6 protein-coding genes are annotated in these 11,997 nt (G+C 70.3%); 1 reads left to right on the top strand and 5 read right to left on the bottom strand.

All coding sequences use genetic code 11. The annotated features are described in order from the left end of the window. Positions 1-90: 90 nt before the first annotated feature. The 5 genes from ACFVT1_RS37200 to ACFVT1_RS37180 all read right to left on the bottom strand — a co-directional run bounded on the left by ACFVT1_RS37200 (position 91) and on the right by ACFVT1_RS37180 (position 8,458). Positions 91-402, bottom strand: a complete 312-nt coding sequence (locus ACFVT1_RS37200; protein WP_389804205.1) for an NIPSNAP family protein — start codon at positions 400-402, stop codon at positions 91-93. A 92-nt stretch (positions 403-494) separates the two neighbouring features. Then, positions 495-2,942, bottom strand: a complete 2,448-nt coding sequence (gene glgB / locus ACFVT1_RS37195; protein WP_389804202.1) for a 1,4-alpha-glucan branching enzyme — start codon at positions 2,940-2,942, stop codon at positions 495-497. Between the two features lie 131 nt (positions 2,943-3,073). Beyond that, positions 3,074-4,474, bottom strand: a complete 1,401-nt coding sequence (locus ACFVT1_RS37190; protein WP_389804199.1) for a maltokinase — start codon at positions 4,472-4,474, stop codon at positions 3,074-3,076. A gap of 238 nt (positions 4,475-4,712) precedes the next feature. Further along, the gene (gene treS, locus ACFVT1_RS37185) at positions 4,713-6,419 is read right to left on the bottom strand and encodes a maltose alpha-D-glucosyltransferase (RefSeq protein ID WP_389804196.1); all 1,707 of its coding nucleotides are present in this window, start codon (positions 6,417-6,419) and stop codon (positions 4,713-4,715) included. Beyond that, positions 6,416-8,458: an alpha-1,4-glucan--maltose-1-phosphate maltosyltransferase gene (locus ACFVT1_RS37180; RefSeq protein ID WP_389804194.1), complete on the bottom strand. Its 2,043-nt coding sequence runs from the start codon at positions 8,456-8,458 to the stop codon at positions 6,416-6,418. The genes treS and ACFVT1_RS37180 overlap by 4 nt, the downstream gene beginning before the upstream one ends. An 846-nt stretch (positions 8,459-9,304) precedes the next feature. Here ACFVT1_RS37180 and glgP point away from each other — a divergent pair. Next, positions 9,305-11,908 (top strand): alpha-glucan family phosphorylase, encoded by a 2,604-nt coding sequence (gene glgP, locus ACFVT1_RS37175; RefSeq protein ID WP_389804191.1) that lies wholly within the window; start codon positions 9,305-9,307, stop codon positions 11,906-11,908. Positions 11,909-11,997 lie beyond the last annotated feature (89 nt).

Below are 11,997 nucleotides of genomic sequence, written 5' to 3'. Positions count from 1 at the left end.
CCGGCCCCGACACACGGCGAGTTCATCCACCCTCATACCATCAGGAAACCACCAGAAAGGCCCCTTGCCCAGAGACGTAACAAAGCCCTACTAGGACATGGCGTCGAGCGGCCGCAGGAAGCGGCGCTCGTACCGCTTGATGCAGCGGGTGCGACGAGCCAGTTCGAAGGCGTCCTGGCACTCCGGGTCGGACATGCTGTCCGTGCGGTACTGCTCGTACGCGGCGAGGCTGGGAAAGGAGAAGAGAGCGTAGGCGATGTCGCTGTCGCCCTCACTCGGCAGGAAGTAGCCGTGGTGCGTCCCGCCGAACCGGTTGACGAGCCCGACCCAGCGGCGGCCGTATTCCTCGAAGTCCGCGAGCTTGTCGGCGTCGATCTCGTATTTCAGATGAATGGTGATCACGGGCACATGATGCTGCACGCCGGTTCGGGCTCGAAGGCGGGCACGGTGCGGGGCCCGCAGCCAGAAGCCGGCCGCGGGCCCCGCGGGCGGACTCACACCGGCTTCAGCCAGACCGTCGCCAGCGGCGGCAGCGTCAGCAGAATGCTGCCGGGCCGGCCGTGCGCGGACACCGGCTGGGGCTTCAGCGGCCCCGGATGGTGCACGTCGCTGCCGCCGTACCGCGCGGCGTCCGTGTTGAGGACCTCCGTCCACGCGACCTGATCACCGAGGACGTCCGGCACGCCGATGCGGTAGTCGTGCCGCACCACCGGGGAGAAATTGCTGACGGCGAGCAGCGGCGAGCCGTGCGCGTCGTAGCGCAGGAAGGCGAAGGCGTTGTCCTCGGCCGCACCGCCGTCCACCCAGGCGAAGCCCTCCGGGACGGTGTCGCGCTGCCAGAGCGCGGGGGTGGCGGCGTACACCGCGTTCAGATCGCCCACCAGGGCGCGTACACCCCGGTGGTCGCTCTCCGCCTCGTACGAGGGGTCGAGCAGCCACCAGTCCGGGCCGTGCCCCTCCGACCACTCGGCGCCCTGCGCGAACTCCTGTCCCATGAAGAGGAGTTGCTTGCCCGGGTGGGCCCACATGAAGCCGAGGTACGCCCGGTGGTTGGCGCGCCGCTGCCACCAGTCGCCGGGCATCTTGCTGACGAGCGCCTGCTTTCCGTGCACCACCTCGTCGTGCGAGATCGGCAGGACGTAGTTCTCGCTGTACGCGTACACCATCGAGAAGGTCATCTCGTTGTGGTGGTACTTGCGGTGCACCGGCTCCTTCGACATGTACTGGAGGGAGTCGTGCATCCAGCCCATGTTCCACTTCAGCCCGAAGCCGAGCCCGCCGAAACCGTCGGGGCCGACATGGTGGGTGGCGCGGGTGACGCCGTTCCAGGCGGTGGACTCCTCGGCGATGGTGACGACGCCCGGGTTGCGCCGGTAGACGGTGGCGTTCATCTCCTGGAGGAAGGAGACGGCGTCCAGATTCTCCCGTCCGCCGTGCTCGTTCGGGGACCAGTCCCCGTCCTCGCGCGAGTAGTCGAGATAGAGCATCGAGGCGACGGCGTCGACCCGCAGGCCGTCGATGTGGAACTCCTCGCACCAGTAAGTGGCGTTGGATACAAGGAAGTTGCGCACCTCCTTGCGTCCGAAGTCGAACTCCAGCGTGCCCCAGTCCGGATGCGCCGCCCGCGACGGGTCCGAGTGCTCGTACAGCGGACGGCCGTCGAACTCCGCGAGCGCCCAGTCGTCGCGCGGGAAGTGCGCGGGCACCCAGTCGACGAGGACGCCGATGCCGGCCCGGTGCAGCGCGTCGACGAGGAATCGGAAGTCGTCCGGTGTGCCCAGACGCGCCGTCGGCGCGTAGAAGCCGGTGACCTGATAGCCCCACGAACCACCGAAGGGATGCTCGGAGACCGGCATCATCTCCACATGCGTGAACCCCAGGTCCTTCACGTAAGCGGGAAGTTGCGAGGCCAGCTGACGATACGTCAAACCTGGTCGCCAGGAAGGCAGATGCACCTCGTACACGGAGAACGGTGCCTCGTGCACCGGTACGTCCCCCCGGTGCGCCATCCACTCCTGGTCCCGCCACTCGTGATGCGGGGTCGTCACGATCGAGGCGGTGGCGGGCGGTACCTCGGTGCGGCGGGCCATCGGGTCGGCGCGCGTGGTGTGCGAGCCGTCCGGGCGGCAGATGTCGAACTTGTAGAGCGTGCTCTCCCCGATCGTCGGCAGGAACAGCTCCCACACCCCGCTGGAGCCGAGCGAACGCATCGGGAAGCCGGTGCCGTCCCAGAAGTTGAAGTCGCCGACGACCCGCACCCCGCGGGCGTCCGGAGCCCAGACGGTGAACCGCGTGCCCGCGACGCCCTGGTGTTCCATGGGCTGCGCGCCGAGGGCGGTCCACAGCTCCTCGTGCCGCCCCTCGCCGATCAGATGCAGATCGAGGTCGCCGAGCGCGGGCAGGAAGCGGTACGGGTCGTGCACCTCGATCTCGTTGTCGTCGTAGGCGACCAGGAGTCGGTACTCGGGGAGCGCGGGCATCGGCAGCAGCCCGGAGAAGAGGCCGTCTCCGTCGTCGTGCAACTGCGCCCGCAGCCCCTTGGCGAGCACGGTGACGGACCGCGCATACGGGCGCAGCACCCGGAAGGCGACACCGCCGCGGACCGGGTGGGCGCCGAGCAGGTCGTGCGGGGCGTGGTGCTCGCCGGTGAGGAGCCGGGCCCGGTCGCCGTCGTCGAGGGGCGGGGCCGTTCGTACCCCCTGGCTTCCGGCGCCTTGCCGGGGCCGCTGCGCCTCGGCGGCCTCGGTGCCGGCGGCCGTTCGTCCGGCCGCCGGATTCTTCCGCTTGGCCGGAGTGGTTGCTTCCGGTGACGGCTGGGTGGCCGCCTCCGCCGGAGCCGCGGGGGATGCCGTCCCGGCCGGTGTCGGCGGCGGGACCTGGGGGACCTCGGTCTCGGTCTCGGTGCGGACGGGCGTGGGGCGGGACGGCTTGCGGGCGGTCACAGGGACGGCCTCCTCGGGAGGTGTGGGCGAAAGGGCGGGGGCGGGGCGGGGGAAGGGACAGGGTGAAAAAAAAGGGGGTACCGGAGCGACGGTGGCGGGGCTGTGAACGGGAAGGAGCGGTGTCCGGTCCGTCAGTCGGCGACGGCGACGGCGGCGAGGCGGTGGATCGCCGCCATCGGGACCGGAAGCCAGTCGGGCCGGTGCCGTGCCTCGTACAGCACCTCGTACACCGCCTTGTCGGTCTCATGGGCGCGCAGCAGTTCCGGTTCGCTGCGCGGGTCGATGCCCGCGGCCTCGGCGTACCCCTCGCAGTAGGCGGTCCGGCAGTGTGCCGCCCACTCGGCGTTCCACGGGCGGTGCGAGCGGGCCGCGTAGTCGAAGGAGCGGAGCATGCCCGCGATGTCGCGCACCGGTGGTTGCGGCCGGCGGCGCTCGGGCAGCGGCTTGGCCGGTTCGCCCTCGAAGTCGATCAGTGACCAGAAGCCGTCGGCCGCGCGCAGGGTCTGGCCGAGGTGGAGATCGCCGTGCACCCGCTGGGCCGCCCAGCCGCGGCCCCGGTGCCCCAGCGCGGCCACCGCGTCGAAGGCGGTGCGCAGGCCGGGGACGTACGGCACGAGTGCCGGCACCGCGTGCGCGGCGGCTTCCAGCCGCTGCACCATCGCGGCGGCGAGATGTTCGGTCTGGGCGCGGCGCAGGGCGGGTGTCGGCAGGGCGGCGGCGAGCGCGGTGTGGACCTCGGCGGTGGCCCTGCCGAGGGCGTGTGCCTCGCCGGTGAAGTCGAGGCCCTTGGCGAGGGCGCGCAGGGCGAGCTGCCAGCCGTCCTCCGCGCCGCGCAGGAACGGCTGCAGGACACCGAGGGTGAGTGGCTCGGGGGTGGCGGCCTCGAACCAGGCGACGGGGGAGGGCACCCGGCCGCAGCCCTCGCGCGCGAGCGCGAGCGGCAGTTCCAGGTCGGGGTTGGTGCCCGGGAAGATCCGGCGGAAGATCTTGAGGATGTAGGCGTCGCCGTAGACGAGTGAGGTGTTGGACTGCTCGGTGTCGAGCAGTCGCGGCGCCAGCCTCGCGGCGATCGGGGCACCGCCCCGGTCGAAGCGCAGCGCGCCGAGGGTGCCGGGGGTGCGCAGCCGCTCCAGCAGGAGTTCGGCCAGACGCGGATCGTGCAGGCCCTCGTAGACGCTGCGGCCGGCCAGTGGTCCGTCCGCCACATGACCGATGAGCGCGGGTGCCAGCCGCGGCGGCAGCGCGGACCGTACGCCGAGCAGCAGTTGGTAGCAGTCGTCCGGCGACTGGCCGGGCATGGAGGGCTGATGGGCTCGCACCAGCAGATGGAGCAGTCCGGCCCGGGTGCTGGGGGAGTCCGTGCCCACCGGCAGTATCTCGGTCGCCGACAGCAGCGAGAAGGCCGTGATCGGCTGGCCCTTGCCCGCGAACCACCGCTGCCGGGGCAGCCATTCGTGCAGCAGGGGGGCGAGGGACGGGAGCAGAGCTGGGCTGTCGGTCAGGGCGACCCGAGTGGATGCAGCCTCCGACATGGCATCGCGTCCTTTCCCCGGGCACACCACAGGATGCGAAGAGTGTCCCGGATTGCGGCAATGGCTGTCCGGCTGTGCGGGACGTGTCGGTTCAGGATGGTCCGTACGGACTCGACTCGAAGGGATCGAAACGCCGGAGGGGACCCGGAAGGGCCGGGAAGCGTCCGATGCGGGGGAGAGTGACCCGTGCGGGACGGCGGAGACCGCCCCGCGACGGGTGGTGCGCGGTGCCGTTCGGTCAGTTCGGCGGCGCGTCCTTGCGCAGCCGGAACCAGTAGAAACCGTGTCCCGCGAGCGTCAGCAGGTAGGGCCACTGACCGATGGCGGGGAAGCGCACTCCACCGATCAGCTCCACCGGATGCCGCCCGCTGAACGACCGCAGATCGACCTCCGTGGGCTGCGCGAACCGCGAGAAGTTGTGTACGCACAGCACGAGATCGTCCCCGTGCTCACGGGTGAAGGCGAGGACGGCGGGGTTCGACGACGGCAGCTCGTTGAAGGAGCCGAGACCGAAGGCGGGGTTCTGCTTGCGGATCTCGATCATCCGCCGCGTCCAGTGCAGCAGCGACGACGGGGAGGCCATCGACGCCTCGACATTGGTGACTTGGTAGCCGTAGACCGGATCCATGATCGTGGGGAGGTAGAGCCGCCCGGGGTCGCTGGAGGAGAAACCGGCGTTCCGGTCGGGCGTCCACTGCATCGGCGTCCGTACCGCGTCCCGGTCGCCCAGCCAGATGTTGTCGCCCATCCCGATCTCGTCCCCGTAGTAGAGGATCGGGGAGCCGGGCAGGGAGAGCAGCAGCGCCGTGAACAGTTCGATCTGGTTGCGGTCGTTGTCCAGCAGGGGCGCCAGCCGCCGCCGGATGCCGATGTTGGCCCGCATCCGCGGATCCTTGGCGTACTCCGCGTACATGTAGTCGCGCTCTTCGTCCGTGACCATTTCGAGGGTGAGCTCGTCGTGGTTGCGCAGGAAGATGCCCCACTGGCAGTTCTCCGGGATCGCCGGTGTCTTCGCCAGGATTTCGGAGACCGGGTAGCGGCTCTCGCGCCGGACGGCCATGAAGATCCGCGGCATCACGGGGAAGTGGAACGCCATGTGGCACTCGTCGCCGCCGGCCTGGAACTCGCCGAAGTAGTCGACGACGTCCTCCGGCCACTGGTTGGCCTCGGCGAGCAGCACGGTGTCCGGGTAGTGCGCGTCGATCTCCTTGCGGACCCGCTTGAGGAAGTCGTGGGTCTCCGGGAGGTTCTCGCAGTTGGTGCCCTCGCGCTGGTAGAGGTACGGCACGGCGTCCACCCGGAATCCGTCGATGCCGAGGTCCAGCCAGAAGCGCAGCGCGGAGATGATCTCCTCCTGCACCGCCGGGTTCTCGTAGTTGAGATCGGGCTGGTGGGAGAAGAACCGGTGCCAGTAGTACTGCTTGCGCACCGGGTCGAAGGTCCAGTTGGACGTCTCCGTGTCGACGAAGATGATCCGGGCGTCCGGGAACTGCTTGTCGTCGTCGGCCCAGACGTAGTAGTCGCCGTACGGGCCCTGCGGGTCGGTGCGGGACTGCTGGAACCAGTCGTGCTGATCGCTCGTGTGGTTCATGACGAAGTCGATGATCACGCGCATCCCGCGCTGGTGCGCGGCGTCGACGAACTCCACGAAGTCGGCCAGGTCGCCGAACTCAGGGAGCACGGCGGTGTAGTCGGAGACGTCGTAACCGCCGTCACGCAGCGGTGACTTGAAGAACGGCGGCAGCCAGAGGCAGTCGACGCCGAGCCACTGCAGATAGTCCAGCTTGGCGGTGATGCCCCTGAGGTCGCCGATGCCGTCGCCGTTGGAGTCCTGGAAGGACCGGACGAGGACCTCGTAGAAAACGGCGCGCTTGAACCAGTCGGGATCGCGGTCCTTGGCCGGGGTGTCCTCGAACGTGTCGTGGACGGGCTCATTGACGATCATGGTGTGGGTGACCCTCCGGTCGGCGGGGACGGTCGCAGGACGACGATGTGCGCGGGCGTGACGCCCGGCTCCAGACGCACATAGAAGGTCCTGCCCCAGTGATAGGTATCGCCGGTGAGCTCGTCGCGCACCGGCACGCTCTCGTGCCGGTCGAGGCCGAGTCGCGGCATGTCCAACGAGACCGTGGCCTCCTGGGTGTGGTGCGGGTCGAGGTTGACGACCACCAGAACGATGTTCGACCCCGAACGCTTGCTGTACGCGATCAGGGCGTCGTTGTCGACGGAGTGGAAGTGGACATCGCGCAGTTGCTGCAGCGCCGGGTGGCAGCGCCGGATGCGGTTGAGCCGGGTGATGAGGGGGGCCAGGGAGCGGCCCTCGCGCTCCGCCGACTCCCAGTCCCGGGGCCGGATCTGATACTTCTCCGAGTCGAGGTACTCCTCACTGCCGGGCCCTGCCGGGGTGTTCTCGCACAGTTCGTACCCCGCGTACATCCCCCAGGACGGAGAGAGCGTGGCGGCCAGGACGGCCCGTGCCTCGAAGGCCGGACGGCCGCCGTCCTGGAGGTGTTCCGGCAGGATGTCCGGGGTGTTCACGAAGAAGTTGGGCCGCATGTAGGAGGCGGTCTCGGCCGACAACTCGGTGACGTAGTCGGTGATTTCCTGCTTGCTGTTGCGCCAGGTGAAATACGTGTACGACTGCTGGAATCCGATGGTGGCGAGCGCACGCATCATCGCGGGCCGGGTGAATGCCTCGGCCAGGAAGATCACATCCGGGTCGGTCCGATTGATATCGGCGATCACCTTCTCCCAGAAGATCACCGGTTTGGTGTGCGGATTGTCGACGCGGAAGATCCGCACCCCGTGATCCATCCAGAAACGGAGAATACGCACGGTCTCCGCGACCAGCCCGCGAAGATCCTTGTCGAAGGCGATCGGATAGATGTCCTGATATTTCTTCGGCGGATTCTCCGCATAGGCGATCGTGCCGTCCACGCGGTGATGGAACCATTCGGGGTGTTTCTCGACCCAGGGGTGGTCGGGCGAGCACTGGAGCGCGAAATCCAGCGCGATCTCCATGCGCAGGGTGCGGGCGGTCGCGACGAAATGATCGAAGTCGTCGAGTGTGCCGAGCTCGGGATGCACGGCGTCGTGACCGCCCTCGGCCGAGCCGATCGCCCAGGGCACGCCCACGTCGTGGGGGGCGGGGGAGAGCGAGTTGTTGGGGCCCTTGCGATGGGTGGTTCCGATGGGGTGGACGGGTGGGAGGTAGACCACGTCGAAGCCCATGGCGGCGACCGCGGGGAGCCGCTCGGCAGCCGTGCGGAAGGTGCCGCTGGTGATCCTCTCCGGCCGGGCCGCGGTCTTCCCGGCCCTGCCCTTCTTTGCCGTACCGGCCGGCTCGGCGGGCACGACCCTGGCGCCCTCGGAGCGGGGGAACAGCTCGTACCAGGATCCGAACAGGGCCCGTCGGCGTTCGACCAGCAGAGGGAGCGGAGGGGACGCGGTGACCAGTTCGCGCAGCGGGTGGCGGGCGAGCGCGGCCAGCGCCTCGGGGGCGAGCGCCGCGGCGAGCCGGGCGGCGGCCGGACGGGACGTGTCGCGCAAGGCGTCGGCCGCGTCCAGCACCGCCTCGCGCCCGTCCCGCTTGGGCACGCCCGTGGCGGCCCGCTCGTACAGCTCGGCGCCCTCCGCCAGGACGAGCGCGGTGTCGATACCGGCCGGGACCTTGACCCCGGCGTGCTGCTGCCAGGTGGTGACCGGATCGCTCCAGGCCTCGACCGTATACGTCCAGCGGCCCTCGGCGGACGGGGTGACGTCGGCGCCCCAGCGATCGGTGCCGGGAGCGAGCTCGCGCATCGCCGTCCAGGGGCCGGGGCGCCCGTTCGGATCCCGCAGGACCACCTGGGCGGCGACGGCGTCGTGGCCCTCCCGGAAGACGGTCGCGGTGATCTGGAAGGTCTCTCCGGCAACGGCCTTGGCGGGCCTTCTGCCGCAGTCGACGAGAGGGCGGACGTCGAGGACGGGAATGCGACCGATCATGGAATCACCTGGGGACTGGGGCTGGGGCCGAACGGGACGCGACGTGACCGCGGAGGGCGGAATACGCGCACCGCGACCGATGGGGTCCGTCCTTTCTAGCTGCTCTGTCGACGGCTGACGGGGTGTGGGCATGGCCGCTCCTGTCCGCATTCACTCGAATGGCACTCGAATGGCCGGGGTGCGGATGTGTTTCGCGGAGGTAAACCGGATGAACACCGGTCCCGCGGGTGCCTCGCATTCATGCTGCATTCGGGCGGCATTCGCATGTTCCCTGGATGCACTCGGGCTGTGTACCGGAGAAGCCTTCCCATGCTTCTCGGTGGGCCGATCCGGTGGCGTGTCAACTAATCGGGCGTATCTGTGACGACCGGAATGTGCCGAGTGCAGCCGCGCGTGTGCGGGCCCGTCGGTGCTCCCGGACGCCACTGGGAAGCCTTCCTCTTGGTGTGAAGCGCCACAAGACCGAATGAGGGGGCGGAATCGGCCATTACGTATGGGGCGGGTGGTTTTTGATGGGCCGTATGGGATTTCGGATGCGTATGAGGAGAGGCGGGGTGTACGGGTTTCGGGCCGTCTCGGAGCGGCACCGGGAGAAACCGGAGCGGAGCCCGGGGCGACGGCGGGGCGGGCGCGCCGTGCGGCGGCCCGTGCGGCGGCACGTGCTCGGACAGAGGAAGGGAGAGACCGCCGTCGAGCGTGCGGCGGCCCGTCCGGCGGCACGTGCGGTGAGCCGGTCGCGGGCCGCGGCCGCGGTGCGAGGTTCGTGGTCGGCGCCGAGGGTGACGGAGCGGCGCACACCGTGGTGCGTCCCCTCGGATCCGTGCGTCCCCTGTAAAGGTGGAACACGTGAAGGCCATTCGTCGATTCACCGTGCGTCCCGTCCTCCCCGATCCCCTTCAACCGCTCAGCGACCTCGCCCACAATCTGCGCTGGTCCTGGCACACCGAGACCCGTGAGCTCTTCCAGGCCGTCGACCCGGAGGCCCGGCGGACGGCGGAGTGCGACCCGGTGCGGCTGCTCGGTGCCGTGTCCGCCGGGCGACTCGCCGAGCTCGCCCGCGACCGGCAGTTCCTGCACCGGCTGACCGAGGTGTCCGCGGACCTGCGGGACTACCTGCACGGGCCCAGGTGGTACCAGGAGCAACTGGCCCGGGGGGCGGAGCTGCCGGCCGCCGTCGCCTACTTCTCACCCGAGTTCGGGGTGACCGCCGCGCTGCCCCAGTACTCCGGCGGGCTCGGCATCCTCGCCGGGGACCATCTGAAGGCCGCCAGCGACCTCGGCGTCCCCCTCGTCGCGGTCGGCCTGCTCTACCGGCACGGCTACTTCCGCCAGAGCCTGTCCCGCGACGGCTGGCAGCAGGAGCACTATCCCGTGCTCGACCCGAACGAGCTCCCGCTCGCCCTGATGCGCGAGCCCGACGGCACCCCGAGCCAGGTGGTGCTGGCCCTGCCCGGCGGCCGTTCGCTGCACGCCCACATCTGGCGGGCCCAGGTGGGACGTGTACCGCTGCTGATGCTCGACTCGGCCGTGGAGGAGAACGCGCCGGGCGAACGCGAGGTGACCGACCGGCTGTACGGCGGCGGCAGCGAACACCGGCTGCTCCAGGAGATGCTCCTCGGCATCGGCGGCGTACGGGCCGTACGGACGTACTGCCGTCTCACCGGGCATCCGGCGCCCGAGGTGTTCCACACCAACGAGGGGCACGCCGGCTTCCTCGGGCTCGAACGCATCCGTGAACTCTCCGGCAGTGGGCTGGACTTCGACTCCGCGATGGAGTCGGTACGGGCCGGCACGGTCTTCACCACCCACACGCCCGTGCCGGCCGGGATCGACCGCTTCGACCGCGAGCTCGTCGCCCGGCACTTCGGGGACGACGGCGAACTCCCCGGGGTGGGCGTCGAACGCATCCTGCACCTGGGCATGGAGACCTACCCCGGCGGCGAGCCCGAGCTGTTCAACATGGCGGTGATGGGGCTCCGGCTCGCCCAACGGGCCAACGGAGTCTCCACCCTGCACGGCTCGGTCAGCCGGGAGATGTTCGCCGGGCTGTGGCCCGGCTTCGACGCGGCGGAGGTGCCGATCACCTCGGTGACCAACGGGGTCCACGCGCCCACCTGGGTCGCGCCCGAGATCCTCCGGCTCCGCAAGGGCTACGGCGGTACTCCCGGCCGCTGGGACTCCGCCGTCGACGTCCCGGACCGGGAACTCTGGGAGCTGCGGCGGGCCCTGCGCGCACAACTGGTCGCCGAGGTGCGCGAACGGCTCTACGCCTCCTGGCGCGACCGGGGCGCGGAAGCCGCCGAACTCGGCTGGATCGACAACGTGCTGGACCCGGACGTGCTGACGATCGGCTTCGCCCGGCGGGTGCCCTCGTACAAGCGGCTGACGCTGATGCTGCGCGACCGCGACCGGCTGAGGGAACTGCTGCTCCACCCGACCCACCCGATCCAGATCGTCGTCGCGGGCAAGGCCCACCCCGCCGACGACGGCGGGAAACGCCTGGTGCGGGAGCTGGTGCGGTTCTCCGACGATCCGCGGGTGCGCCATCGCATCGTGTTCCTGCCGGACTACGGGATGGCCATGGCGCAGAAGCTCTACCCGGGCTGCGACGTCTGGCTCAACAACCCGCTGCGCCCGCTGGAGGCCTGTGGTACGAGCGGCATGAAGGCCGCGCTCAACGGCTGCCTCAACCTCTCGGTCCTCGACGGCTGGTGGGACGAGTGGTTCGAGCCGGACTTCGGCTGGGCGATCCCGACGGCCGACGGACTGGGTTCGGACGAGGACCGCCGGGACGATCTGGAGGCGGGCGCCCTCTACGAGTTGATCGAGGACCGGATCGCGCCGCGCTTCTACGACCGGGGCGGCGAGGGTCTCCCCGAGCGCTGGATCGAGATGGTCCGCCGCACCCTGAGCACGCTCGGGCCCAAGGTCCTGGCGGGGCGCATGGTGGCCGAGTACGTGGAACGGCTGTACGCGCCCGCCGCGACCGCCCAGCGTGCGCTGGACCCCGGCACGGCGCGGCAGCTCGCCGACTGGAAGGCCCGGGTCCGCGCCGCCTGGCCGCACGTCGCCGTCGACCATGTGGAGGGCGTGGCCTCCGACACGGCGGGCGGCCCGGCCGAGCTGGGGTCGACGCTGCTGCTGCGGGCCCGGATCGCGCTCGGGGTGCTGGAGCCGGACGATGTGGAGGTGCAGGCGGTGGCCGGCCGGGTGGACGCCGCCGACGGGATCTCGGACGCCCAGGTCTTCCCGCTGAAGCCCGCCGGAGGCCAGGACCTGGAGGGCCGCTGGCTGTACGACGGTCCACTCGCCCTCGACCGCACCGGTCCGTACGGCTACACCGTGCGGGTGCTCCCCGCCCATCCCCTGCTGGCGACCGGCGCGGAACTCGGCCTGGTGGCGCTGCCCGCGGAGTCGGCGAGGGACGGCGCGGGCCTGCTGATGCGCTGACGTACCGCCCGAGGGGACCCGGCCCCGCCGCGGACGGGAAACCGCCCGGGAGGAAGCGAGAGCTCCTCCCGGGCGGTTCGTGCCGGGCC

Origin of the sequence: Streptomyces sp. NPDC057963, assembly GCF_042887155.1 — a bacterium.
Lineage (GTDB): Bacteria > Actinomycetota > Actinomycetes > Streptomycetales > Streptomycetaceae > Streptomyces.
This window is presented reverse-complemented; position numbering and strand designations above follow the sequence as displayed.

Bases quoted from the DNA above. Each gene is read 5' to 3' on its own strand.
- ACFVT1_RS37180 (WP_389804194.1), bottom strand. From the start codon at position 8,458: ATGATCGGTCGCATTCCCGTCCTCGACGTCCGCCCTCTCGTCGACTGC.
- ACFVT1_RS37190 (WP_389804199.1), bottom strand. From the start codon at position 4,474: ATGTCGGAGGCTGCATCCACTCGGGTCGCCCTGACCGACAGCCCAGCT.
- treS (WP_389804196.1), bottom strand. From the start codon at position 6,419: ATGATCGTCAATGAGCCCGTCCACGACACGTTCGAGGACACCCCGGCC.